The organism is Bacillus sp. FSL R5-0431, from assembly GCF_038002985.1.
Classification (GTDB): Bacteria; Bacillota; Bacilli; order Bacillales; family Bacillaceae; genus Bacillus.
Genome location: NZ_JBBOOG010000001.1, coordinates 1,858,054 through 1,882,063 on the forward strand (window position 1 = coordinate 1,858,054; position 24,010 = coordinate 1,882,063).

Sequence of the window (24,010 nt, forward strand, 5' to 3'; positions counted from 1 at the left end):
CGGACGCCTCTTTAAGATATCTATTCACTGCAAAAAAAAGACCTGTCAATGAGACAGATCTTCTTTTTGCAACACACCTGAGATATAAAGCCTGACCGCATAGCTCACACTGTCTTCAAGCTGTTCTTTTCGTTGAAATCCCTTTTTATTTGAAATATCACCGAAGCCGTGCAATAAGCTTCTTAGTCCTCTTACCACATGTGTCATCTCTTCTTCTTTTACACCAAAGCGGGACATGATGGATTGGACAAATTCAGCAAGGCGCTCTGCCTCGCTTCTTACTTTTTTCTCATCCATATGTAAAAAGGCAGCTTCATAGAGACCTGGATGTTCCCGGACAAATTCAACATACTGCCTGGCGAAGGCTAAAACAGCTTCTTCTTTATCCAACCCCTCTGTTACGTGTATGCCTTCTTCACAAAGCATGGACAGCCCTTTTACTGCGAGTGCCGCCTGAATCTCATGAAGACCGGATACGTGATTATAAAGGGAAGGCGGTCTGATGTTCAGCCTTTTAGACAATGTAGCAATGGTCAATGCAGAAAACCCCTCTTCATCAACAAATGCAGCTGCTGTATCCATAATTTTTTCTTGCGTGATACCCATTCTTGGAGACACGATTTACTGCTCCCCTTTCTTCAGCTGCTGCTGCCTTTTACGAACGGCAGCTTGCAGCTTTTCATGAGGTTTTATGATGAGATCGCCATGTCCTGTAGCAAGACAGGATAAGCGAAGTGCCAGTAATTTTTCGGCGCTATTGAGTGCGGTTTCTGCATCCCATGTAGCAAAGGCCGGGAACGGGAAGGTCCAGCGAAATTCACCCGTTACTGATAAGCCGCCTTTTGTTACAAGGGCATCCCCCGCAATCACAACTCCTGACCTTCCATCGTATAAGGAAATGCTGCCAGGTGTGTGCCCTGGTGTCGCAATGACTTTCAGCGGCCCAATCTCATCTCCTTCTTCGACAAGCACATCCGGTTTTGTGTGAATATTTCTCGAAAAACTGCCTTTGATTTTTTGCTGGGGTTCGCCAGGAAGCAAGGATAAGTCACCCTCAAATAGGCGGGCATCGCGTTTTGATAAATAGACGACTGCCTCTGGAAAAACTTTTTTCACTTCATCTAATGCGCCTATATGATCCATATGACTATGGGTGAGAATAATTTTGTGTATGGGTTTGTTCTTTTGACGGGCAAATTCGATGATCGGCTTTGCTGCCATTTTTAAAGCAGCATCAATTAAGATGAGCCCATTCTCTTCCTCAAATACATAACAATTTACCGGAAATAATCGCGGCATCAATGTGAGCTGGTGCAGACGGTCAAAAGTTGTCAATCTCATCAAGTGTCCCCCTAAAACTAATGTTGTTAGTTTTATATTAACTAATACTATTAGTTTTAGCAACTATTTTTTCATCGACCGCAATATAAATATCGATTTGCGCTTCTTTTGGATCAATAGACCTTTCATCGTACCATTCAAAATCCCCTGTATATGTGCGAAAATAACGCTGATCCCAATTCCAAATCTGCTGCCATGTTTCAAGCACAACTTCTTCAATCGGCCCCTTTCTCGTTCGAAATCTTGCGTACGTGGACGAGGGAATCTCTTTTACATGTTCTAAGTGCTGATCCACAAAGTGTCCCGCTGTGAATAAATAAGAGCCTTGCTCATCTTTTTCATAATCTGAATACAGCCCTATGACGGGCGCTTGTCCCCCGTGCAGCTGCTGCGCAAAAAATTGCTGCCAAAGAGGTGCAATCTTCCGCTCTTTTGTCAGCTCCATTTCGTTTGTTGTTCGAACAGACAACCCTTTCATCCATTGTTTCTCTAATGTCACGATATCGTACATACATTCTCATCTCCTTTTTTTCTATCATATAAAAAGAAACCTGACAACATTGTGTCAAGTTTCCATTCGTTTGAGAAATTGTTTCAACTGGAGATCAAACGCTTCTTTGACATGCTTCGGGGAAAGAATGTCGACATCTGGACCTAAATGGAATAGGAAACTATTTAACCAATCATCTTGAGGTACAGTGATGGTGGCAAGATAGCTTCCGTCTGAACATACGTTCAATTCGTTCTCATCCACCCATTCCTTCACTTTGCCCACTGATGCTTCCGTTAACCTGAGCGTGACAGAGCTGACCGATGGTTGTTCTTGCCAAGAGTCATTCCAAGGCTTCTCTTCGTTTTTGATTCTTTTCGGTTGGAAATATCCTGAAATGGTGACAAGACCCGTCATTCTGGTCAGCTTGAACAGACGAAAAGCTTTTTTCACACAACAAAACGCATACAAATACCAATGCCTTCCTTTTAAAACAAGCGTATAAGGCTCCACTTTGCGTGGAAGTGTTTCGCCTTTCGCATTGCGATAGGTGAACTGAATATATTGGTGCGCTGAGGCAGCTGTATGGATGAGCTGGAGCTTCTGCTCAGCCTGGCTGTCTTTTCCCCAGGAGCTTAAATCAATGAAGACATGATGCTGTTTTTCACTTTCACCCGTATGCGTGGGAATGAGCGATTTGATTTTTTTCAGTACATGCTCACTTTCTTTAAAGGAGTACGCACTCGTCATGCTTTCGAGGGCTGTTAAAATGACCTCGATGTCATCATCAGTAAATAATTTTTTCTCTAAACGATAGTCCTCAACAAGTGAAATGCCTCCACCTGCTCCTTGGGTTGTCACAATAGGGATTCCCGCTTGGTTGATGGTATCAATATCACGATAAATGGTCCTCACGCTCACTTCGTGGAGTTCAGCAAGATCTTTCGCCTGTACCTGCTTCTTGCTAATGAGCAGCATCACAATAGATAAAATGCGGTCGATTTTCATGACTTTTCCTCTTTTTCATAAATGTAGGTTTTGTTTTGATAAAAAAAGAAAGAATGGTAAAGATAAGTAACAGCCAGCATTCGTTTACATCCCTGCACGTGCAGGAGGAGGTTGCATCATGACACATAACGTGTGGCAGTTGTTCATGATTGGGAGCATTATGTTGATCTGCATCATGATTCGAATGAATCGAATGAGACGCTATCAGCTTGTACGCCCCATCAGTCTTTTGATGAGAATGTATATCTTTGGTCTCTCTGCCCTTATTCTCCTATCAGAAGGATGGCAAAATCACAGTATCTTCATCTATGCCGCTATTGGCATGCTTTTTGGAAGCAGCCTGGCTATTCATGCCTATCAGACGATTCGAATGAAAGAAGAAAATGGCCGGCTGTATATGAAAACGAGTAAATGGATTGAAAGCTTCATTTTATGTTTGTTTTTATCCAGGCTTAGTTTTAAGCTGGTTGAGCTGACAAACCATTCGATGACCAAGATCAGTGTCGTTGAACTATATCAGCATATCGTGAGCGATGATGCGATGACCATGCTCAGCTTTTTTCTTTTAGCTGCTTACTATGTTGTTTTTTCTTATCACATGATGAAAGCAAGTAAACGATCGACACATGTGCATCATGCATAAAAACCTTCCTATAGGCGTAGGAAGGTTTTTTATCAATCGTGCTGTGCATGGTGAATCATCTGTTCAAGCACTTCCATCACATGCTGATCTTCAGGGCTGTAAAAAATCGAGGTCCCTGCTCGTCTAGATTTCACGAGACGAAGGTTTTTTAAAAAGCGCAGCTGATGAGAAACGGTTGATTGCATGAGATTCAGTGTTTCTGCTATATCATTTACCGAGTGTTCACCTTGAGACAGCAGGTGCAGAATTCGAATACGAGTCGGATCAGATAAAGCTTTAAAGGTTTGGGAGACAAGAAATAGACTTTCTTCATCCAGCTCCATCCGTTCCTGTTCTTGATTTGTATTCAGTTCTTCCTTCATTTTGCTTCACCTTTCTTGTCCGTCAAATCACGACTTATTCTCTGTATCATCATATACCAAAACGTCCGGCATGCAAAGCGGGCACACTTTAGAAAAAAGATTTACTCAAATAGCATTGACACTTGGTAGCATTCTTTTTAAAATGAGCATTATTTATTCATTTTTTTAGAGGAGCTGATAGGCAAATTGACTGAAGAGCCAAGACTAAAACGCAGCCTGACTGTCTTTCCACTTGTTGTGATCGGGCTTGCTTATATGGATCCACTTGTCGTATTTGATTCATACGGCATTGTTGCTCAGCTGACGAAAGGACACGTCGCTGCAGCTTATATATTTACGTTACTTGCATTACTATTGACAGCGCTTAGCTATGGGAATATGGTGAAGGCTTTTCCAAAAGCAGGATCTGCTTATACATATGCGCAAAAAAGTATTCATCCTCATGTCGGCTTCCTTGTGGGCTGGACACTTTTACTGGATTATTTATTTTTGCCTATGGTGAATTTTGCGATCGGAAGTGCTTATTTAACCGCAGCCTTTCCTGATGTACCTCATTACATTTGGATCATCATACTTGCTATCGCCATAACGACTGTCAATGTAATCGGTATTCGGCTTACAGCCAACATCACGGCACTATTTGTGACCTTCCAGGTCATTGTCGCCGTCACTTTTGTTGGGTTTGTTATTTATGGGCTCACACAAAACGCTGGAAGTGGAGAATTATTGTCCGCCCGGCCTTTTTATTCAGCGAGCTTAGAACCAGCGCTTATTTTTTCAGGAGCGACCATTTTATGTTTTTCGTTTCTAGGATTTGATGCAATTTCGACCATGTCTGAGGAAACCATTAAGCCAAAAAAGACGATCCCACTTGCCATCTTCTTAACCGTCGCCATTGGAGGCGTACTGTTTACCTTGACGTCTTATTTTTTGCAGCAGGTATTTCCAAATTTTCAACAGTTCAAGCATCCCGATGCTGCCTCACTTGAAATTGCGGAATTTGTGGGGGGCGCATTTCTCCACTCGTTCTTTTTAGCTGGCACAATGGTCGCTGTCATCTCTTCTTCCTTATCGTCACATGCAAGTGCAGCAAGGCTGTTATATGCAATGGGTAGAGATGAGTCGTTACCGAAGCGTTTCTTCGGATATATTCATCCGAGATTAAAAACTCCTGTTTTTAATATTTTATTAATTGGTGCTTTCTCCTTAACCGCAGTCGTTGGCGAACTTGAAGTCATTTATTCCTTTATCAGCTTCGGCGCGTTGATTGGATTCACTTTTGTGAACTTGTCTGTTTTTGCGTACTATTTCGTCAGACAAAAACAAAGAGGTGTACTCAATACATTGAGATACGCATTGATCCCTCTGTGCGGGACGGCCTTTTGTATTTGGCTGTTAACGAGCATCAGTACAAATGCATTAATCATTGGTATGCTTTGGCTGATTATCGGTTTTGTTTATTTCTGCTACAGACTGAAAACAAGACCCGAATTTACATTTGGGTATGATTGATTATAAGGTTTTCACTTGGTATCCTGTGCAGGATATGGCATAATAAAAAGGCTGTACTTCCCTTTTAAAAGCGGGGCAAAACAGGGGTGAACTGACCTTGAAAAAGAAAAAAACAGGATGTTTTGCCATTTCAGGCTGCTTCACGATTTTTCTGTTTGTTTTCGTATTAGCAGCCATTGTCATGTCCTTTAATCAAAAGGAATTAAAAAAGCTGCCGATTGATACGGAATCAATTGTTTTGTCGAGATTGGATGATTACAAGCCGCTTGTAGAAACAGAGCTAAGAGATCAAGATTTAGATCAATATACCGCGTTAATCCTCGGTATGATGTATCAAGAATCAAAAGGTAGAGGCGGAGATCCAATGCAGTCCTCTGAATCTCTTGGTTTGAAACGAAATGAAATCAATGACCCTCAGAAAAGCATTAGACAAGGAGTCCATCATTTTTCTACTATGTACAAGCATGGGAAGAAAAAAGGCGTTGATTTGGAAACCATTATTCAAAGCTATAATATGGGAATCGGCTATATTGATTTTGTTGCAAAAAACGGGGGAAAACATTCCGAGAAATTGGCAAAGCAATACTCCAAAAAGCAAGTGAAACAAAACCCCGAAGTCTATACGTGCGGAGGCAACAAAGATAACTTCCGCTATCCGTATTGCTACGGTGATTTCACTTATGCTGAAAAAGTAAAAGAAAAAACGAAAACAGTTGAAGAAAAGATGAAATTGGCTTCATCATCCACACCATCATCGTAAAAAAAGCACTTCCGTTTAGGAAGTGCTTTTCATTTTATGGCTGTTCTTTCCCGATTTCCGGCAGGATCGTTTTCGCTAAATGCTGATCCATTTCCTCATATTCATCATATTGAATCGTTTCATACAGCTCTTTTCTCGTTTGCATGTCCTTCAGCATTCCTTGCTGCGTCCCCTTCTCCATGATTTCTGTAAATAAACGCTCATACGCTTTTGCAGCGACTCTAAGTGATGACACAGGGTATATGACCATCTGAAATCCAAACATCGAAAATTCGTCTGCATGATAATAAGGTGTCTTACCAAACTCCGTCATATTTGCAAGAAGAGGTCCTTTTATGCTGCTTGACGCATGCGTGAAGTCTTCAGCTGTAATGAGCGCCTCAGGAAAAATAGCATCAGCTCCTGCTTCGAGATAAAGATTGCCTCTGCGGATGACATCCTCCATCCCGTTTACAGACTTTGCATCGGTTCTTGCAATCACCAAAAGCGTTGGTGCCGCTTGTTTGATGGCTTTGATTTTCGCGATCATCTCTTCTACTGGAACGAGCGACTTTCCGTTTAAATGTCCGCATTTTTTTGGCATTTGCTGATCTTCAATTTGAACAGCTGCCACCTTGCTCTCTACCATTTCTTTGGCCGCCCTTGCAGCATTCAATACGCCGCCATAGCCAGTATCCATATCTACCAAAAGCGGCAGCTGAGAAGCTCGAATGATTTCCTTCGCTTTTTCAGCCATTTCCGTTGAATGGATCATGCCGAGATCAGGCAGTCCTTTGCTGGCACAAAAAGCGGCGCCAGATAAATAGAGCCCTTGGAAGCCCATTTTTTTTGCATAAAGCGCAGACATTCCATCGTGAACGCCTGGGATTTGAAATAAAGATGATTTGTGCATTTGTTCTTTAAAGGCTGCGGCTAAATCTGCTTGACTTGATTCATCATTCACGATCCACACACTAGTTCCCCCTTATATGACGAATAGGTCCATAAATGATGGTACGGTTGTTGTTTTTAATTGATTTGGATTTTGACAGAGTGACACAATTTGATCCACTTGTTTTTGTGGAAATCTCGTCTTCAAATGATAGAGCCATTTCTTTTCAAGCAGCGGAATGCCTTCCTGCCTTCTTCTGCGATGACCAAGTGGATATTCAATTTCGATTCGGTCTGTCATCGTCCCGTCTTTAAAGAAGATCTGCACACAGTTTGCTATTGATCTCTTTTTCGGATTTAAATAATCTGCTGTATAACGTTTATCTTCTTTGACAACCATTTGATCCCGGAGACGATCAATGGCCGGATTTCGCGCCGTTTCTTCTTCATAATGGTCAGCTGTCAGCTCACCATAGATCAATCCAATCGCGGTAATATACTGCAAGCAATGATCGCGGTCTGCTGGGTTATACAGTGGCCCCTTCTTATCAATAATCCGAATCGCTGATTCATGTGTTGTAATCTCTACCCGGTCTATTTCATCTAATCGATCTTTTACAGCGTCATGCAGCATCATAGCGGCCTCTGCAGCCGTCTGGGCATGAAACTCAGCAGGATAAGCAATTTTGAAAAGCACATTTTCTATGACGTATGATCCTAGCGGCTGAGCGAGTGTGAGAGATTTTCCTTGCATAAGAACATCTTCAAAGCCCCACTTCTCAGCACTGAGCGGCGTTTGATAGCCCATTTCCCCTTTTAGTGTCATCATTGCCAGTCTTACCCCGCGGCTTGTTGCATCACCCGCTGCCCACGATTTCCTTGATCCTGTGTTTGGGGCGTGGCGATACGTCCTAAGCGGAGAATTATCAACAAACGCTTGCGATAAAACATGCTGCACGTCTTCCTTTGTTCCGCCAAGCAATGCACACACAACAGCACTTGTTGCCACTTTGACAAATAACACATGATCCAAGCCATTTCGGTTCAGACAATTTTCTAAAGCGAGCACACCTTGAATTTCATGTGCCTTGACGATCGCATGCAGTACGTCATTCATCGAAAGCGGCTCTTCACCGTTTGCAAGCCGCGTTCTGCTGATATAATCACTTACAGCTAATATTCCGCCTAAGTTATCTGACGGATGTCCCCACTCCTCTGCAAGCCACGTGTCATTATAATCTAACCAGCGAATCATACAGCCTATATCAAAAGCCGCTTGAACAGGATCTAGCACAAACGAAGTGCCTGGAACTCTTGCTCCGTTAGGCACAACGGTACCAGGTACGATGGGGCCAAGATGCTTCGTACATTCCGGAAAATTGAGCGCCAGCATTCCGCAGCCGAGTGTGTCTATCAGTACATACCGCGCTGTTTCAATGGCTTCTTTGCTCGTAATTTCCCCGTCTACTGCATAGGCTGCGATTTCTTCTAATAGCTGATCCGTTTGATTGGCGACTGCTGTTTTATTCATGTTCATTCCCCCGTTTTTCTATCATCATCTGAGACTTTTAATCCTCTTGGTCCTAAATACCGGACTCTCGGTCTAAAAATGCGATTATGCAAATGCTGTTCAATAACATGGGCTGCTAATCCACTGGCTCTAGCAGCAAAGAAAATCGGTGTATAAAGTGAAATTGGAATCCCGAGCACGTAATAAATAGGTGCGGCGTAATAATCAAGATTCGGATAGAGGTTTTTCTTCTCTTTCATGTATGCCTCGCCTGCTGCACACATGTCATAAAGCGTTGTATCTCCCTTTGATTCCGTAAGCGTTTTCAATGATCGTTTTAAAAGAGCGGCTCTTGGGTCCATTTTTCTCATGTATACCCTATGGCCAAAGCCCATCATTTTTTCTTTTGCGGCTAATTTTCGTTCAATCAGCGCAAGGAATCCTTCCGTTGTTTTTCCTTCGAGAAGCATGTGCATGACAGCTTCATTCGCTCCCCCGTGCAAGTCACCTTTTAATGAAGAAATCGCTCCAGTAAAAGCACCATACATGTCAGAATGGGTGGATGCGATGACTCTAGCGGCAAACGTTGAATTAGGCAGTTCATGTTCACTATATAATGTGAGTGTTTGGTCAAAAGCGGTGATTTCGTCTTGTGTTGGAGTACGTCCTGTGAGCATGGCTAAAAAGGTTTCAGTGTAGGATTTGGTCTGATCTGGAGAAATAGCGGCGTCTTTTGTGAGAATATGATAGCTTCCAGCAACAATGGCCGGCAGCTGGCCGAGTAATCGAACAGCACGCCTTTGCTGGCACGCTTCTGATCGATCATGTAATGCATCATCGTACCCACTAAGAGCAGATATGCACGTTCTCATGGCATCCATAGGATGAGTGGTTTTTGGCAGCTTTGTTAAAATGGTTTGAATGGTTGGATGTAAGTTGGTTTGTGAGGAAATGTCTTGCTGAAATTGGTGATATTCCATGGTATCTGGTAATCTTCCATAAATAAGCAGATAGGCTGTTTCTAAATAGGTCTTTTTTTGTGCCAACTCGATGAGGTCATACCCGCGAATTACAATTTCTTCTTGCTGCACATCTAAGTATGAGATAGACGTTTCGCTTGCCACAATGTCTTCAAGCCCCGGTTTATACTGCAGTTGTTCAGTCATCATATAACCCCCGTTTCGTTCAATTGTTGTTCTCCAAACGAGCAAACGGCCAGAAATGATGTGAGTCTATAGATGGGAAGATACCGTGCAAGTCGGATACCCAATTCCCATTTTATCCAAAGCACTGCCTCTTGTAAATAAAAGAACGTATGTCCAGTTGGGCATACGTTAGCTGTAGTATGGAGAAATCATCATATACACAATGACGCCAGTGAGACTGACATAAAGCCATAGCGGCATTGTCCAGCGGGCAATTTTACGGTGACGCTCGACTTGCATCTGTGCGCCTCTAAAAAGAGTAATTAGGGCAAGCGGTACAATTACAGCTGATAAGACGATATGTGTGATTAAAATAAAGAAGTAAATTGGACGGATGATCCCTTCTCCTCCGAAATGGGTATCAGCTGCCATTGAATGATATGTCACATACGAAATTAAAAAGACAAGTGTCGTTGAAAATGCAGCAAAGATAAATCGTCTATGCGCTTTAATGTTCTTTTGTTTAATCATGATGAGTGCTGAAAGTAAAAAGATAAACGTAAAGCTGTTCATCACGGCATTAAGTAACGGCAAAAATGTAATATCCAGATGACTAAATTTATCTGATTTTGGCATTAAAAATAATAAAGCGATTAATCCGTTTATGGCAATTGTTAAAATGATCACAATACCAGTGAAATTTTTCGGTTTTTGATTCTGTTCGTTCATGTTTGAAAACCTCTCTTTATTAGTTCCGACTAAGAGTATGTTATTTAACTTTCTCTATAAAGTCAATGAATTCGCTGTCTTCGTCGAATTTTAGACAAACTTAAGGGTTGCAGGCGTTCTAACGGCTTGAAAGATCCATCCACTTCCTTTAGAATTGGAATTTATGTGATTTTTATCATTTCTGATATGAAAGGAGTAATGGACTTGTCAATCTTACAGGAAACAGCCAAAGATGTGAAGACGTTAGAGCAAGAATTACAGCAATTGCAGTTCCAAATGTATCGAATGCAAGAAAATATGAAAGATATTTCGAAAAAAGCAAAAATCATTGGCATCGATCAAGCGAAAGAAGATGAGTGGATGATCGTCTCTGCCATTGAAAGTGCAGATACATGTAAAATTATGTTGAGCGATTGTGAAAAAGCTTTTCGCGGACAATCTGATTTTTCCTTAATTGCGGAATATCCTGAAGAAGGAAAGATTCATATTGCCGATATTAAAGGCCCGCCAGATAATGGGTACGGCTCCATCTGTATGAAGCATTTAAAAGAAATCGCAAGAGAGCAGAACATACCAGTGATTACTGGCGACCTCGTCAAAAGGGACTGGAATCACGTGGATCGCTTGATTCATTTTTATGAAAAGCATCAATTTGATGTTCAAATCAATTGGAAAGAACAAAGCGGAGAAATTTATTGGGTGGACAGCTAACGACAAAAACCAGCGTGTATCATAAGATATGCGCTGCTTTTTGTCGAAAATGCAAACTTTTCAGAAAAATATGTGTATTTTTGACCAAAAAAAGGGTATAATAAAAGCATCAGGCCGCCACCTGATGCTTTCTTCAAAAAAAACAATTGTTTACTAGTTAAGTACTTTTACTTTGACTGATTTTACGCCCCAATTTTGCGCTTGGGATTTGCTTGGTACATGTACATCAATTTTGTTACCTTTAATTGCGCCGCCAGTATCTGCTGCGATGGCTTCACCGTAGCCTTCAACATAAACCTTACTTCCTAATGGAATGACACTAGGATCTACTGCAATAACTTTTGCGTTTGGGTTTTTGTTTAAGTTTACCCCTGTTGCAGTGATACCTGAGATGCCACCATCATTTGCTGTATAAGCCGTAGCCGTAACAGTCATTTCTTTTTGTACACTCTGACTAGCAGAAGATGATTCTGCTTTAGCTGTTTCCTTTTTAGGAGCAGCTTTTTTCGTTGTTTGCTCTTTTTGGACAGGTTCCTGTTTTTGAACAGGTTCTGAGCTTACCGGAGCCGAGCTTTGGCCAGCAACACTTAGTGTTGAACCAACCATGATTATATCTGAGTTTAAGTTATTCCAAGACTTAATATCGCTAATTGACACATTGAATTTTTGAGCGATTTTCCAGAGGCTGTCCCCCTTCTGGACTTTATACTGCTCCTGAGTTTTCTCTTTTGAAGAGATTGTCAATTTATCACCTACATAGATCATATCAGTAGATAAATTGTTCCAACCCTTTAGGTCTTTTAGAGACACATCATTTTTTTGAGAGATTCCCCAAAGTGTATCACCTTTCTGTACAGTGATTTCCTTTGCAGAAGCTTGCTGCGCTCCAAATGCTGTTGTTGAGATTGCTGCAACAGCAACCAAGGACATAATAGTCTTCTTCATAAAGTAAATCCTCCCTTGTTAGCTTTTTATGGCGGCTAACGAGTGCTATCGTAACATATGTAAATGTCATTTCAATAACAAAACGATATGTTTTAGATTACAGTTCCTTTACATGAAACATCTCTCTCCATTGGTAAATCAGACCACAAAACGGCTTGATTCCCCGCCATATCAAGGTTTTAAAAGGATCGAAAACGACCTGATGAAAACGTGTCCAAGTGCAGCGAAAAAAAATTTATTTTTCTTCTTTAAACACTTTATTTTTTCTCTTTTTCTATAAATAAACGAATTTCTTCTAAAAAAACATCTCCGTATTTCTCTCTTTTTTGAGCGCCAATCCCCTTAATTTGGAGTAATTCATCATCTGTTTGAGGCTCTACAGCTGACATTTCCTTCAATGTTTGATCAGAAAATACAACAAATGGCGGGACGCCTTGCTCTCTAGCTAGCTTCATTCTCAGCGATCTCAATCGCTCAAATAATGCATCATTTTCTTGAATGGCCTCTGCTTTGATCGCCTGCTTTTTATACACTGTCTCTTGTCCAACTAACACTTTCTTCCCTTTATGGGTCACCTTAAGTGTTGGGTAAGCACCTTCAGACATGTGCAAATACTCTTCTGTAATTAAAAATTCAATGAAGTCACTGATTTGCTGAGCCGAATGTTGTTTCATTAAAGCATATGTAGGGAGACGGTCGAAACCTAGCTCAAGCACTTTTTTGTTTTTAGAGCCTGCCAGTACTTGGGCTATCATCATTTTACCGAATCGCTCATTCATCCTCACTGTACAAGATAACACCATCTGTGCTTCTCTTGTGACCTCTTCACGCTCTCTTTCATCAAGGCAGTTGCTGCATTTACCGCAAGGCGAACTAGCTGTTTGATCAAAATAGTCCATCACAAATTGCTGCAGACATTGCTCAGTATGACAGTAATCAACCATTTGCCTTAATTTAAGCAGCTCATGTTGGTAGCGCGTCTCATCTTCTGTTGACTGCTCAATGAGAAAGCGCTGCACTCTTACGCCTTGTGGTGAAAACAGTAAAATGCATTCACTTTCAAGCCCGTCTCTGCCGGCACGCCCAGCTTCTTGATAGTAGCTTTCAATATCCCTTGGAATTTGATGATGGATCACAAAACGTACATTCGACTTATTGATTCCCATGCCAAATGCTGATGTAGCGACCATAACCTGGATGTCATCATTTAAAAACAGGTTTTGCTGCTCTTCTCTCGTATGGTCATCCAAACCGCCATGATAAACGCCAGCTTTGATCTTTTGTTTTTTTAGTCGATTATAAATGTTATCCGCTTCTTTACGAGTTGCTGTATAAATAATGCCAGACTCAAGACTGTTTTTCTTCATATATTGTGTGATAAAACGGTCACTATTTTCCCCTTTGATCACTTGAAAGGACAAATTTTCTCTAGCAAACCCAGTAAAGATGGTTTCTTCTCCGTTCATGCCAAGCTGTTCACATATATCTTGGTGGACCTTTTTCGTCGCTGTAGCTGTTAATGCGACAATCACCGGTCTTTTTGACAGCTTGTTCAAGCATTCTTGAATGAAGCGATAACTTGGCCTAAAATCATGCCCCCACTCAGATATACAGTGCGCTTCATCAATCGCGATTAAAGGGATCGTTAACCGATCCAGCAGCTGAAAAAAACGTTCATTTTGTAAGCGTTCAGGTGTGATATAAAGCAGCTCATATTCCCCATTTTCGCATTTTTTCAGCCTTTCATTCATTTCAGCTGCGGAAAGTGTGCTGTTTAAAAAGGAAGAACGTATTCCCATCTCATTTAACGCATCGACCTGATCCTTCATTAAAGAAATAAGCGGAGATACAACGATCGTTGTACCTTCCATCATGAGGGCAGGGATCTGATAGCAAACTGACTTCCCTCCGCCTGTCGGCATAATGCAGACAGTATCCTTTTGTTTATTTACAATCGCTTCAATGGCTTGTTTCTGTCCTTTTCTAAAGACATCAAAGCCATAGTATTGTTTCAGGAGTGCTTCTGCTTGTTCTAACATCCAATTCCCTCTCCGTCATTAGTTTTGTCCATTTTAACATATATTCTTGCCTCTACAGGCGATCTGTCCAATTTCGCATTTTCACAAAATAAAAAGCCATTTTCCGAAATGGAAAATGGCTTGAATCATCCTAGGAAAAGCTGCGGATGCCGTAATCTAAGTAAGAAAGTTTTAAACCACCACTCCTCAAAGTGGGTGTTTGCAGAAACGTTCCTGTCTTCCTCTCTAAGGAGGCATGACATTCCGGCTTCAATATAAAACTCCCTATTACAGCTTAAAGGTTAAAACTTAATTAACATTACGCGCATCGCAGCCTTTAAACTATATTACACGAAAGTTTATTAAATTTCAAGAGATCTTTTTTCTAAGAAATACTTATGTATACAAGATATTTGTCCTTGCACACATAAGAAAACATTATTCTGAAAAAATGTAACTTCAACTTATTATCCTATTTTTCTTCGTCTATGTCAACATCCTGCTCTTCCTCTAATCGCTCATACGTATCTGAATGCATCTGATCCATTGTTTCTCTATTTGTTAAATCACGCATTTGATCAGAGAAATTACGGTCAAACTCGTTTGGGTCTTGAGTGGTTTCTTCGTTTTTCTTCACATCGATTGAATAACGTGTATACGGGACTGCTTTTAAACGTTCATATGGAATATCTTTCCCTGTTTTCTCACATATCCCATATGATCCGTCTTCCATTCGTTTCAGTGCTGCATCAATTTCATCTTCAAGCTGGCCATCAACTTCATCCAGCGTTTGTTCTGTCATGCGGTCTAAATAGATGCTCCCATGATCAGCGATATGGTTCCCAACACCATTTGAAATCTCGCTGGATTCACTTAGCATAGATTCTTCTTTCTTTTTTGATCCTTTCACATCTTCTTTTAATTGATTCAATCTTTCGTATAAATCAGCTTTTTGTTCTTTCGTTAAGCCCACGTTCAATCACTCCTTTCTCATTACCTTCCCGCTGCAAGGGAATTGAAAACATCAAAAAAGCCGCCGCCTTTTTGGCAGCAGCTTTCTTCTCTTACAGAGTACGAAGTGCTTCTTCTACTGGTTTATCCCCTTTAATCAAGTCAAAGGATTTATTTTTCACATTGGATTCTGTTAAGCTTTCCACAAGTACAGCGGCTACGTCCTCTCTTGAAATCTCAATGTTCTGATTATCGGGAATATGCTCCGCAGCTTCAATCTTTCCTGTCTTTTCCTCATGCAGCAAGGCGCCTGGACGGACGATGGTATAGGAAAGCCCAGACTGTTTTAAGTGTTCATCTGCTTTTCTTTTCGCCTCATAATAAATTTCCATACTTCCTTGCCCTTTTCCCTGGTTTGGATCATCGGCATTATAGGAACTCAGCATAACAAAATGCTGAATGTTTTCTTTTTTCGCTGTGTCGACAAGGCGTTTTGCACCTTCTTGATCCACTGCAATCGTCTTATCTGCACCTGTTTTTGAGCCTGAACCAGCTGCAAAGATGACAGCATCTGCTTGTTTCACAGCATCTGTCACATCCTTTTCAAGATCACCGATGACAGGCGCTGCACCAAGTTCCTTTAGCGCATCCGCTTGTTTTTCATCTCGAATGAGAGCAAGCGGCTCATGTCCTTTTTCTTTTAAATAACGAATGACGAGCCTGCCTGTATGTCCATTTGCTCCAGCAACTAATACTTTCATTGTTCATTCTCCTTTCTGTATCTGTTTCATCTTTATCCTTTTTTGCTATCATTCAAACACCTAAACAAAAAAAGCCCTTCCCAGAAAATATGGGTAAGAGCTCAGGCAATGTGCGATCTATTAAAATAAGTAGAATGAGAAAAGTGCATGATCTATGTAATCGCAAGGTTGATCAGCAAAGATGTTTTGTCAAAATGGCTTGCACATCACTCAAATCCGTCTCTTTCGAAAAATCGAGTTCAAATACTTTTGAGCTTGTGACAAGCAGCATACCTGTGTCCTGATCAAACACGCCAGCTTCTTGAATGGCAAAACTTTCAATTGATCGATACGGCAAGGAGACCCTGACTTTCTTCTTAGAAAATACGCGGTTATCGCCAAAGATCAGTCGTTTATTGGTGAAACAAATTTGGTCGTGACGCAGTCTGTAAACAGCCTCAATTCTTTCCCCTTCAATTAGTAAGGATTCGAATTTCTTATCATTTTGTTTACTGACAGAAAAAATACCCACGTAAACCCCCTCTTCCTCCATCAAATTCCTTTATGAAAAAACGGACGCACGCTCTGTGGGTACGTTTTATTCTCACTTATAGAATACGCTATAAATGGTCGTTATTCCATTACGAATAGATTAAATTTCATTTAACTTTTTCTTTTTGATTCGATGCTCTTTCCTCTACTTATTTAGACAGTTAAAGCAGGAAAAAAGTTTCAATTCTTTTTGAGAAAAATTGCTGAATGTTACCAATAAAAAAACAGTGATTTTTTCAAATCACTGTCAGCGTGTAGACAAACCCTCGCATTCTTTGTCAGTCCTGCGCGCCGGTGCTCACGAATGTCAAATTCGCTCAGCTCCGGTACTCGTCCTTCCTAGACCGCAAAGGTTTTCATGTCACGCTGAAAAAGAAGACAAAGTGCTAAAATAAAGATCATTTTAGCACTTTGTCAACAATCTGGACTATTCGTCTTTTGGTGTATCAATGGTTCCCTCGGCATATACATCGGAAATCTGCTCAAGCGTAATCGCCATATCAGCATCTTCGTGATCATGCCAAGCATTTTGATTATTCTGCTCGTCTGTTTGCTTCTTTTTCATCATCATCACCCTTTACTGTTTTTCTTAGTATGAGTGATGATCACTAAAATCATTCAGCAGAAATGTCTTCGAAATACTCTTTATAATACCCGCCTACTTTACCTGTATTATCAACGACAAACAGGAATTCTTCTGTCTCATTTTTCACTTCATATGTGCTTCCAACCGTTAGTGCACGATCGACCATATATTTTTTCGCATTCGTATGTATACATTTTACTTGCTTTAACGTTTGAGCCGTTTGCCAGTTTTGATGGATCATGATTTAAAAACTCCTTTTTTCATCTATATATTTATTGTAGCCAATTTTTCATGAAATGCAATGAGTGTTATGGATTGCTTTCAAACATGTCGTGTAATATGATGAATGTATACGTTTACATACGTGTGCGTATACTGGTTCCTTTGCTTCAGATCCGCTTTTCCACCTAGAACTCGCAGAACAATCCATATCTTTAAGGAGGTTTGTTTATTTATGAGCTCTACAACACTTCAAATTAGTTCAAAACTCGAATCTTTTCTCCAAGGGACGAAAAAACTCTACATTAATGGTCAGTTTGTCACAAGTCACGATAACAAAACCTTTTCGACCCCTAACCCAGCCACAGGTGAAACCCTTATTGATGTATATGAAGCAGGTGCAAAAGACATTGATGAAGCAGTAAAGGCTGCCAAAAAAGCCTTTCAAGGCCCATGGCGCTCAATATCTGCCGCTGAACGCGCCCGCTTCATGTTCAAGCTTGCCGATCTAATGGAAGAAAACCAAGAAGAGCTCGCACAGCTTGAAACATTAGATAACGGAAAACCAATTAATGAAACAACAAATGCAGATATCCCTCTCGCCATTGAGCATATGCGCTATTATGCGGGCTGGACGACCAAAATAAGCGGACAAACCATTCCTGTCAGTCAAGGGTACTTTAATTATACCCGTCATGAGCCTGTTGGCGTTGTAGGACAAATCATTCCTTGGAACTTCCCGCTGCTCATGGCCATGTGGAAAATGGGTGCTGCACTTGCAACTGGCTGCACCATCGTTTTAAAACCAGCAGAACAAACACCCCTCTCTGCTCTTTATTTAGCTGAATTAGTGGATAAAGCCGGCTTCCCAGAAGGTGTGATTAACATCGTTCCTGGATTTGGTGAAACAGCTGGGAACGCATTAACCGATCACCCTGATGTAAACAAGCTTGCCTTCACGGGGTCAACAAGTGTTGGGAAACTCATTATGGAGAAAGCAGCCAAATCCATTAAGAGGGTCACATTAGAACTTGGCGGAAAATCACCTAATATTATTTTGCCAGATGCCGATTTAAAGAAAGCCATTCCAGGTGCTCTAAATGGTGTCATGTTTAACCAAGGCCAGGTGTGCTCTGCAGGTTCTAGGGTCTTTGTTCACCGGAGCCAATATGATGAGGTTGTCGATCAAATGGCCAAATATGCGACATCCCTCAAGCAAGGCGCTGGTCTTCATCAAGATACGCAAATCGGACCTCTTGTAAGTAAAGAACAGCACGAGCGCGTGTTAGGCTATATTGAAAAGGGTAAATCAGAAGGTGCAACAGCCGTTGTCGGTGGCGATTGCCCTTATGAGGCTGGCTATTTTGTCTCCCCTACTGTTTTTAAAGATGTAGAAGATGACATGACCATCGCAAAAGAAGAAATCTTCGGTCCTGTCTTATCTGCGATTCCTTACGATTCCATTGATGAAGTGGTCGAAAGAGCCAACCAGTCTGATTATGGATTAGCCGCAGGACTTTGGACAGAAAACTTAAAGCATGCCCATGATATTGCTGCACGTCTTGAAGCAGGCACGATTTGGGTCAACTGCTATAATGTCTTTGATGCTGCATCCCCATTTGGAGGATACAAGCAATCAGGTCTTGGCAGAGAAATGGGATCATACGCCCTTAACAACTATACAGAAGTCAAAAGTGTATGGATTAATCTCCAAGACTAATGACGCCTATAAAGCCGGTGACCATGTCATCGGCTTTTTTGTGATTGCATGTGACAGGCAGGCTCCTGAATATAGTAATAAAGGAAAGGAGCAAGGCCGAATATGCAAGATTTCAAAACGAAAGTAAACGAATTTATTGATGAATTGCACATGCAAATGCTACGCAGACAACGAGAAGATGGCGCTTTTGTCTTCTGCTTTGAAGGCCCAATGATGACAAATGCTTTTTTGATTATGCTGTTAAAGGCTGTCGGTGATTCGGACCAGGCACTCGTTCATCAATTGGCAGAAGCAATTCGCGAAAAGCAAAATGAGGATGGTTCTTTTTCTTTGTATCATGATCAATCGGGACATGTAACAGCGACTGTGCAAGGCTATTGTGGAATGCTTGTTTCAGGCAGGTTTCAACAAGATGAGCCGCATATGGAAAAAGCAGCACACTTTATTCGATCAAAAGGCGGATTAAAAGACGTTCATTTTATGACAAAGTGGATGCTTGCCGTCAATGGCATGCACCCTTGGCCATACTTCTATGCGCCACTTTCATTTTTACTCATCCCTACATACTTTCCGCTGCACTTCTATCATCTTAGTGCATATGCAAGAATTCATTTTGTCCCAATGATGATTGCACTCAACAAACGATATACCTCTCATGAACAGTTTCCAAGCTTAGCACATCTTGATGCGAACATGTCTAAAAATCCTTTTGACTGGTTTATGGCAAGAGAAGAACGTTCCACTCACCACTTTCTAGCGTACATGAGGTCGTATACAGCACTCGACAGCCGCCTCGACTTTTTCGGGTATGAGGCAGCGAAGCGATATATGTTTGACCGACTTGAAAAAGATGGTACGCTGTACAGCTATTTAAGTGCCAGTATTTTTATGGTCTATGCACTCATGAGTCTTGGATACTCTCCTGGCCATCGTCTCATTTTAAAAGCAGTTAAAGGGATCAAAAAGCTAGTCACTGACTGTGGGGGCAGGAAATATGCTGAGAATTCTACATCCACAGTTTGGGATACAGCGCTTGTCAGTTATGCTTCTCAGCGAGCAGGCAGAACTCAAGAAGATCCAGTTATCGAAAAGTCTTTTACGTACTTATTGAACCGGCAGCAAATGAAGAAAGCAGATTGGGCGATTCATAACCGGCATGCGGCTCCGGGAGGCTTTGGTTTTTCAGATTTGAACACAAATAATCCTGATTGTGATGATACGCAAATTGTGTTAAAAGCCATTCCTCACACCTACGCACCCGTTCAGTGGAAACGAGGGTTTGATTGGCTTCTTTCCATGCAAAACCGTGATGGCGGCTTTTCTGCTTTTGAAAAAAATCAAGATCACTTCTTGCTTCGTCATCTCCCGCTCGAATCTGCTGAGGATGCGGCCATTGACCCATCTACTCCTGATATTACAGGTCGTGTGCTTCATCTCATCGGTCTTGAAGAGAACAACATGTCACCACTCATGCAAAGGCAAAAAGATCATTGCGTAAAATGGCTTCTTGATCATCAAGAGAACAACGGATCATGGTTTGGCAGATGGGGTGTTTGCTATATTTATGGAACCTGGGCTGCATTAACAGGACTAAAGGCTGCTGGCATTCCCTCATCGCATCCTGCTGTTCAAAAAGCGTGTCGATTTTTAAAAACAATTCAATTGGAAGATGGCAGCTTCGGAGAATCGTGTAAAAGTGCAGAGGTAAAAAGATATGTCCCGCTCCCATTTGGAACAGTGGTTCAAACGGCTTGGGCTGCTGAGGCACTTTTACAATATGAGAAGCCGGATCACACAACAATATTAAAAGCCATCTCATTTTTGATTCATCAGCACTCGATTGAAGCCTTGCACTATCCAGTAGGCATTGGTCTTCCAAAGCAATTTTACATCACCTATCATAGCTATCCATTTGTCTTTCCAATGATGGCTTGTTCCACATTTTTAGAAGAAATGAGGCGTAAAAATGAATAAGGAAGAATATCGCATGCAGCTTAAAGATTGGCTTAGCTCCATTCAAGGTGCAGTTCAAGATGACAACATCCGTCAGAAAACAGAACATTTATCGTTCATCATGAATGATGAATATTCCAGTGAAGAAGAGTGGTACGAATTGGCAGAAAGTATTGCAGAGGATATGAAACCACTAGAAGCAATGCGGGATGTGGCAGCTGGCGACCATAAATTACCTCCGCTCCCTTACCGGTATGATGCACTAGAACCGTTTATTTCAAAAGAGATTATGTATTTGCATCACCAGAAGCATCATCAATCATATGTTGATGGTCTGAACCAAGCTGAGCTTGCCTTAAAAAGAGCGAGAAGAACCAATGATTTTAAAATGATCAAGCATTGGGAACGGGAGCTTGCCTTCAATGGTGCGGGACACTATTTACATTGCATTTTTTGGTTTTCTATGAGTCCTTCAGGAAAACGAAAGCCCACTGGTCAAATGCTGCGTCTCATTGAACAATCATTTGAAAGCTATGATGCATTCAAATCCCAATTTTCAGCTGCAGCCAAACAAGTAGAAGGTGTTGGCTGGGCCATTCTTGTATGGGCACCAAGATCTCAACGATTAGAGATTTTACAAGCCGAACGCCATCAATTTCTATCACAATGGGATGTGATCCCTCTTCTAGCTCTTGACGTATGGGAACATGCCTACTATCTGCAATATCTGAATGAAAAAGCACAATATGTAGACCGTTGGTGGAATGTCGTTGACTGGCGTGAGCCAGAAGCACGACTAAAGCAAGCTCAGCAAGTGAAATGGACCCCTTTTTAAGACGATACTCCATATAGGCAAATGCTTATATGGGGGGTTTTTAATTCAATTTAGTTTACATAATTTTATTATGATCGCCTTTATAAAGAATGGGTTGTTTTTTCAGAAAATTCGTTTAAAATAAAAAAGATATGTAAGGAAAGAGAGTTGAAACAATAAATGAAGATTCTTTTAACTATTAGTCACTTTGCAGGAAGGACCTTTGCGATTTGGGTCATTGTCTTTGCACTTCTTGGATTTGCCTTTCCTGCCGAATTCTCTAAGATTGGACCGTATATTCCTTTTTTACTCGGTATTATTATGTTTGGAATGGGGCTTACCTTGTCCACTGAAGATTTTAAAGAACTGTTTCGAAAACCTCTTTATGTTCTGATCGGGGTGCTGACGCAGTACACACTCATGCCGCTTCTTGCCTTTTTGTTAGCTTACGGACTGCGGCTTCCGTCTGAAATCGCAGTAGGAGTTGTTCTCGTAGGCTGCTGCCCAGGCGGTACAGCATCGAACGTCATGACCTTTTTGGCGAAAGGAAATACAGCTTTATCTGTAGCTGTAACCACCATATCAACATTGCTAGCGCCGTTTTTAACCCCTGTTTTCATTTTAATTTTTGCAAGATCTTGGTTACCTGTATCACCAGAGGCTCTGTTTTTATCCATTGTACAAGTTGTCTTAATCCCTATTATTTTAGGTATTCTTGTGAAATTGTTTTTTAAAAAACAAGTATCATATGCGGTTCAAGCACTGCCGCTTGTATCTGTTGCCGGAATTGTCGTGATTATTGCAGCAGTTGTCAGTGCAAATAAAGAGCAGATTCTTCAATCTGGATTGCTGATATTGGCCGTTGTTATATTACATAATGGACTTGGTCTTTTATTTGGTTACCTTATTGCAAAATGGTGCAAAATGGATATCCCTTCTCGAAGAGCCATCTCGATTGAAGTAGGCATGCAAAACTCTGGACTCGGTGCAGCTCTAGCGACAGCACACTTCTCGCCACTTGCAGCCGTACCAAGTGCCATTTTTAGTGTGTGGCATAATTTATCTGGTTCCTGGCTTGCGACATATTGGTCAAAAAGAGGAAATCCTGAAAATGAAAAAGAAAAAAAGCTAGCACCTTAACGGGTGCTAGCTTTTCAAATTGAAGATTATCCTTCAAGCAATAGCTGCTCCGGATCTTCAAGCAAGTTTTTAATCGTGACAAGGAATCCAACTGCTTCTTTACCATCGACAATTCGGTGGTCGTAAGAAAGAGCTAAATACATCATCGGACGGTTTTCAAAACGTTCTTCATCAATTGCCACAGGACGAAGCTGAATTTTATGCATACCTAAAATTCCAACTTGAGGGCTGTTTAAAATTGGTGTTGAAAGCAGTGAACCGAATGTTCCACCGTTAGTGATCGTGAATGATCCACCTTGTAGCTCATTCAGAGACAATTTGTTATCTCTTGCTTTTTTCGCAAGATGACCAATTTCCTTTTCAATCCCTGCAAACGACAATCTGTCTGCATCACGGACAACCGGTACCACAAGTCCTTCGTTAGCAGCAACGGCGATGCCGATGTCATAGAATTTCTTCAAGACGAGCTCATCACCTTGAATTTCTGCGTTAAGCAGCGGATATTTCTTCAGTGCTGCTACAACTGCTTTTGTGAAGAAGGACATGAAGCCAAGCTTTACATCATTTTGTTCAAGGAAGGCATCTTTACGGCGCTTTCTTAAATCCATCACGGCCGTCATATCCACTTCATTAAATGTCGTCAGCATCGCAGCCGTTTGCTGAACCTCAACTAAACGTTTTGCAATCGTTTGTCTGCGGCGTGACATTCTCTCGCGTTCAACTGGCTTTCCTGGTTGCTCATTTTGCACCGCAGCATTTGCTTTTGGCGCGGCTTTCGGTGCACTTGCAGGTGCTTCATTCTTTTGATAAGAAGCGACATCCTGCTTTCGTACCCTGCCCAGCGGATCTACGGTTGGAATCTCAGATAAGTCTAGCCCCTTCTCTCTCGCCAGTTTTCTAGCTGCAGGAGAAGCGATGGTTCTGCCATTACCAGATTTCGACTCTTCTTTCACTGCTTCTTCTTTTTGGGCAGCTGCCGGTTCTTCTTTCGAAGCTGGTGCAGACTCTTGCTCAGGTGCTGGAGCTGCGGACTCGCTTCCGCCAGCTTCACCTGCTGCAATTGTTCCAATGACTTCTCCAACTTGTACAGTGTCACCAGAATCTTTCAGCACTTCTTTCAGTACACCAGATTCTTCGGCTGTCAGTTCGACATTGACTTTATCTGTTTCAAGTTCTAACAGGTACTCTCCCTGCTCCACATAATCGCCCGGCTGCTTTAGCCATTGAGCAATCGTTCCTTCCGAGATCGATTCCGCTAATTCAGGTACTTTAATTTCCGCCATTTTTCATT

General features: G+C 41.5%; 25 protein-coding genes and 1 other RNA gene. 8 read left to right on the forward strand and 18 right to left on the reverse strand.

Annotated features, from left to right (window positions below):
* Positions 1–45 precede the first annotated feature (45 nt).
* From MKZ03_RS09170 to MKZ03_RS09185, 4 genes are read right to left on the reverse strand one after another with little or no spacing between them, the layout of a single operon-like run.
* The gene (locus MKZ03_RS09170) at positions 46–618 is read right to left on the reverse strand and encodes a TetR/AcrR family transcriptional regulator (RefSeq protein ID WP_307499762.1); all 573 of its coding nucleotides are present in this window, start codon (positions 616–618) and stop codon (positions 46–48) included.
* Between the two features lie 3 nt (positions 619–621).
* Positions 622–1,341, reverse strand: a complete 720-nt coding sequence (locus MKZ03_RS09175; protein ID WP_307499763.1) for an MBL fold metallo-hydrolase — start codon at positions 1,339–1,341, stop codon at positions 622–624.
* A 37-nt stretch (positions 1,342–1,378) separates the two neighbouring features.
* Positions 1,379–1,852, reverse strand: coding sequence for a GyrI-like domain-containing protein (locus MKZ03_RS09180; RefSeq protein WP_307499764.1), 474 nt, complete (start codon positions 1,850–1,852; stop codon positions 1,379–1,381).
* A gap of 54 nt (positions 1,853–1,906) precedes the next feature.
* Positions 1,907–2,839: a helix-turn-helix transcriptional regulator gene (locus tag MKZ03_RS09185; protein ID WP_034660908.1), complete on the reverse strand. Its 933-nt coding sequence runs from the start codon at positions 2,837–2,839 to the stop codon at positions 1,907–1,909.
* 118 nt (positions 2,840–2,957) lie between these two features.
* On the opposite strand from MKZ03_RS09185, the gene MKZ03_RS09190 reads away from it, so the two are divergent.
* Positions 2,958–3,482, forward strand: coding sequence for a mother cell-specific membrane sporulation protein (locus MKZ03_RS09190; protein WP_066030776.1), 525 nt, complete (start codon positions 2,958–2,960; stop codon positions 3,480–3,482).
* A gap of 32 nt (positions 3,483–3,514) precedes the next feature.
* Here MKZ03_RS09190 and czrA read toward each other — a convergent pair whose 3' ends face one another.
* Positions 3,515–3,844: a Zn(II)-responsive metalloregulatory transcriptional repressor CzrA gene (gene czrA, locus MKZ03_RS09195; protein WP_007500691.1), complete on the reverse strand. Its 330-nt coding sequence runs from the start codon at positions 3,842–3,844 to the stop codon at positions 3,515–3,517.
* A gap of 186 nt (positions 3,845–4,030) precedes the next feature.
* Here czrA and MKZ03_RS09200 point away from each other — a divergent pair, with 186 nt between their 5' ends.
* Together MKZ03_RS09200 and MKZ03_RS09205 are read left to right on the forward strand one after the other, a co-directional pair.
* Positions 4,031–5,356: an APC family permease gene (locus MKZ03_RS09200; protein WP_034660910.1), complete on the forward strand. Its 1,326-nt coding sequence runs from the start codon at positions 4,031–4,033 to the stop codon at positions 5,354–5,356.
* A gap of 97 nt (positions 5,357–5,453) precedes the next feature.
* Complete coding sequence (locus MKZ03_RS09205) at positions 5,454–6,116, forward strand: lysozyme family protein (protein ID WP_034660911.1); 663 nt, start codon at positions 5,454–5,456, stop codon at positions 6,114–6,116.
* A 34-nt stretch (positions 6,117–6,150) separates the two neighbouring features.
* Here MKZ03_RS09205 and prpB read toward each other — a convergent pair whose 3' ends face one another.
* From prpB to MKZ03_RS09225, 4 genes are all read right to left on the reverse strand, one after another.
* Positions 6,151–7,068, reverse strand: a complete 918-nt coding sequence (prpB, locus tag MKZ03_RS09210) for a methylisocitrate lyase (protein WP_341031633.1) — start codon at positions 7,066–7,068, stop codon at positions 6,151–6,153.
* A gap of 12 nt (positions 7,069–7,080) precedes the next feature.
* Positions 7,081–8,517 (reverse strand): bifunctional 2-methylcitrate dehydratase/aconitate hydratase, encoded by a 1,437-nt coding sequence (locus MKZ03_RS09215; RefSeq protein WP_307499766.1) that lies wholly within the window; start codon positions 8,515–8,517, stop codon positions 7,081–7,083.
* Between the two features lie 2 nt (positions 8,518–8,519).
* The gene (gene mmgD, locus MKZ03_RS09220) at positions 8,520–9,662 is read right to left on the reverse strand and encodes a citrate synthase (protein ID WP_307499767.1); all 1,143 of its coding nucleotides are present in this window, start codon (positions 9,660–9,662) and stop codon (positions 8,520–8,522) included.
* A gap of 168 nt (positions 9,663–9,830) precedes the next feature.
* On the reverse strand, positions 9,831–10,370 hold the full coding sequence (locus tag MKZ03_RS09225) for a DUF420 domain-containing protein (RefSeq protein ID WP_003215636.1): 540 nt from the start codon (positions 10,368–10,370) through the stop codon (positions 9,831–9,833).
* 198 nt (positions 10,371–10,568) lie between these two features.
* Here MKZ03_RS09225 and MKZ03_RS09230 point away from each other — a divergent pair, with 198 nt between their 5' ends.
* On the forward strand, positions 10,569–11,081 hold the full coding sequence (locus MKZ03_RS09230; RefSeq protein WP_060596695.1) for a GNAT family N-acetyltransferase: 513 nt from the start codon (positions 10,569–10,571) through the stop codon (positions 11,079–11,081).
* Between the two features lie 153 nt (positions 11,082–11,234).
* Here MKZ03_RS09230 and MKZ03_RS09235 read toward each other — a convergent pair whose 3' ends face one another.
* The 8 genes from MKZ03_RS09235 to MKZ03_RS09270 all read right to left on the reverse strand — a co-directional run bounded on the left by MKZ03_RS09235 (position 11,235) and on the right by MKZ03_RS09270 (position 17,114).
* Positions 11,235–12,026, reverse strand: a complete 792-nt coding sequence (locus MKZ03_RS09235) for a LysM peptidoglycan-binding and 3D domain-containing protein (protein WP_340972875.1) — start codon at positions 12,024–12,026, stop codon at positions 11,235–11,237.
* A 257-nt stretch (positions 12,027–12,283) separates the two neighbouring features.
* On the reverse strand, positions 12,284–14,065 hold the full coding sequence (gene recQ / locus MKZ03_RS09240) for a DNA helicase RecQ (RefSeq protein ID WP_341031634.1): 1,782 nt from the start codon (positions 14,063–14,065) through the stop codon (positions 12,284–12,286).
* 133 nt (positions 14,066–14,198) lie between these two features.
* Positions 14,199–14,384: non-coding RNA, 6S RNA (gene ssrS / locus MKZ03_RS09245), on the reverse strand.
* Positions 14,385–14,516: 132 nt separating this feature from the next.
* Entirely contained in the window at positions 14,517–15,017 is a 501-nt protein-coding gene (locus MKZ03_RS09250; RefSeq protein ID WP_307499770.1) for a TraR/DksA family transcriptional regulator, read from the reverse strand.
* A 91-nt stretch (positions 15,018–15,108) separates the two neighbouring features.
* Positions 15,109–15,756, reverse strand: coding sequence for an SDR family oxidoreductase (locus MKZ03_RS09255; protein ID WP_060596544.1), 648 nt, complete (start codon positions 15,754–15,756; stop codon positions 15,109–15,111).
* 172 nt (positions 15,757–15,928) lie between these two features.
* Positions 15,929–16,267: a PH domain-containing protein gene (locus MKZ03_RS09260; RefSeq protein WP_024422682.1), complete on the reverse strand. Its 339-nt coding sequence runs from the start codon at positions 16,265–16,267 to the stop codon at positions 15,929–15,931.
* A 447-nt stretch (positions 16,268–16,714) separates the two neighbouring features.
* Positions 16,715–16,852, reverse strand: coding sequence for a DUF4025 domain-containing protein (locus MKZ03_RS09265; RefSeq protein WP_223249850.1), 138 nt, complete (start codon positions 16,850–16,852; stop codon positions 16,715–16,717).
* Positions 16,853–16,901: 49 nt separating this feature from the next.
* Positions 16,902–17,114: a DUF6501 family protein gene (locus tag MKZ03_RS09270; RefSeq protein WP_012010250.1), complete on the reverse strand. Its 213-nt coding sequence runs from the start codon at positions 17,112–17,114 to the stop codon at positions 16,902–16,904.
* A gap of 213 nt (positions 17,115–17,327) precedes the next feature.
* Between MKZ03_RS09270 and MKZ03_RS09275 the strand changes: the two genes are divergently transcribed.
* The 4 genes from MKZ03_RS09275 to MKZ03_RS09290 all read left to right on the forward strand — a co-directional run bounded on the left by MKZ03_RS09275 (position 17,328) and on the right by MKZ03_RS09290 (position 22,719).
* Positions 17,328–18,812, forward strand: a complete 1,485-nt coding sequence (locus tag MKZ03_RS09275) for an aldehyde dehydrogenase family protein (RefSeq protein ID WP_307499773.1) — start codon at positions 17,328–17,330, stop codon at positions 18,810–18,812.
* Positions 18,813–18,914: 102 nt separating this feature from the next.
* On the forward strand, positions 18,915–20,786 hold the full coding sequence (locus MKZ03_RS09280) for a terpene cyclase/mutase family protein (RefSeq protein ID WP_341031638.1): 1,872 nt from the start codon (positions 18,915–18,917) through the stop codon (positions 20,784–20,786).
* Positions 20,779–21,600: a superoxide dismutase gene (locus MKZ03_RS09285; protein ID WP_060596547.1), complete on the forward strand. Its 822-nt coding sequence runs from the start codon at positions 20,779–20,781 to the stop codon at positions 21,598–21,600. Before MKZ03_RS09280 ends, MKZ03_RS09285 begins: the two co-directional genes overlap by 8 nt.
* Positions 21,601–21,759: 159 nt before the next feature.
* Positions 21,760–22,719 carry a bile acid:sodium symporter family protein gene (locus MKZ03_RS09290; RefSeq protein ID WP_307499775.1) on the forward strand — a complete coding sequence of 320 codons (960 nt, stop codon included), beginning with the start codon at positions 21,760–21,762 and terminating at the stop codon, positions 22,717–22,719.
* 26 nt (positions 22,720–22,745) lie between these two features.
* On the opposite strand, the gene odhB is transcribed toward MKZ03_RS09290, so the two are convergent.
* A complete protein-coding gene (odhB, locus tag MKZ03_RS09295) occupies positions 22,746–24,002 on the reverse strand; it encodes a 2-oxoglutarate dehydrogenase complex dihydrolipoyllysine-residue succinyltransferase (RefSeq protein ID WP_334749431.1) in 1,257 nt (418 codons plus the stop codon).
* Positions 24,003–24,010 lie beyond the last annotated feature (8 nt).

Excerpts from the sequence above, each read along its gene's own strand:
- MKZ03_RS09185 (WP_034660908.1), bottom strand. The coding sequence starts at position 2,839 with ATGAAAATCGACCGCATTTTATCTATTGTGATGCTGCTCATTAGCAAG.
- MKZ03_RS09190 (WP_066030776.1), top strand. The coding sequence starts at position 2,958 with ATGACACATAACGTGTGGCAGTTGTTCATGATTGGGAGCATTATGTTG.
- mmgD (WP_307499767.1), bottom strand. The coding sequence starts at position 9,662 with ATGACTGAACAACTGCAGTATAAACCGGGGCTTGAAGACATTGTGGCA.
- MKZ03_RS09225 (WP_003215636.1), bottom strand. The coding sequence starts at position 10,370 with ATGAACGAACAGAATCAAAAACCGAAAAATTTCACTGGTATTGTGATC.
- czrA (WP_007500691.1), bottom strand. The coding sequence starts at position 3,844 with ATGAAGGAAGAACTGAATACAAATCAAGAACAGGAACGGATGGAGCTG.
- MKZ03_RS09255 (WP_060596544.1), bottom strand. The coding sequence starts at position 15,756 with ATGAAAGTATTAGTTGCTGGAGCAAATGGACATACAGGCAGGCTCGTC.
- MKZ03_RS09275 (WP_307499773.1), top strand. The coding sequence starts at position 17,328 with ATGAGCTCTACAACACTTCAAATTAGTTCAAAACTCGAATCTTTTCTC.
- MKZ03_RS09285 (WP_060596547.1), top strand. The coding sequence starts at position 20,779 with ATGAATAAGGAAGAATATCGCATGCAGCTTAAAGATTGGCTTAGCTCC.
- MKZ03_RS09215 (WP_307499766.1), bottom strand. The coding sequence starts at position 8,517 with ATGAATAAAACAGCAGTCGCCAATCAAACGGATCAGCTATTAGAAGAA.
- MKZ03_RS09290 (WP_307499775.1), top strand. The coding sequence starts at position 21,760 with ATGAAGATTCTTTTAACTATTAGTCACTTTGCAGGAAGGACCTTTGCG.
- MKZ03_RS09175 (WP_307499763.1), bottom strand. The coding sequence starts at position 1,341 with ATGAGATTGACAACTTTTGACCGTCTGCACCAGCTCACATTGATGCCG.
- MKZ03_RS09265 (WP_223249850.1), bottom strand. The coding sequence starts at position 16,852 with ATGAAAAAGAAGCAAACAGACGAGCAGAATAATCAAAATGCTTGGCAT.
- MKZ03_RS09235 (WP_340972875.1), bottom strand. The coding sequence starts at position 12,026 with ATGAAGAAGACTATTATGTCCTTGGTTGCTGTTGCAGCAATCTCAACA.
- MKZ03_RS09280 (WP_341031638.1), top strand. The coding sequence starts at position 18,915 with ATGCAAGATTTCAAAACGAAAGTAAACGAATTTATTGATGAATTGCAC.
- MKZ03_RS09270 (WP_012010250.1), bottom strand. The coding sequence starts at position 17,114 with ATGATCCATCAAAACTGGCAAACGGCTCAAACGTTAAAGCAAGTAAAA.
- recQ (WP_341031634.1), bottom strand. The coding sequence starts at position 14,065 with ATGTTAGAACAAGCAGAAGCACTCCTGAAACAATACTATGGCTTTGAT.
- MKZ03_RS09230 (WP_060596695.1), top strand. The coding sequence starts at position 10,569 with ATGGACTTGTCAATCTTACAGGAAACAGCCAAAGATGTGAAGACGTTA.
- odhB (WP_334749431.1), bottom strand. The coding sequence starts at position 24,002 with ATGGCGGAAATTAAAGTACCTGAATTAGCGGAATCGATCTCGGAAGGA.
- MKZ03_RS09180 (WP_307499764.1), bottom strand. The coding sequence starts at position 1,852 with ATGTACGATATCGTGACATTAGAGAAACAATGGATGAAAGGGTTGTCT.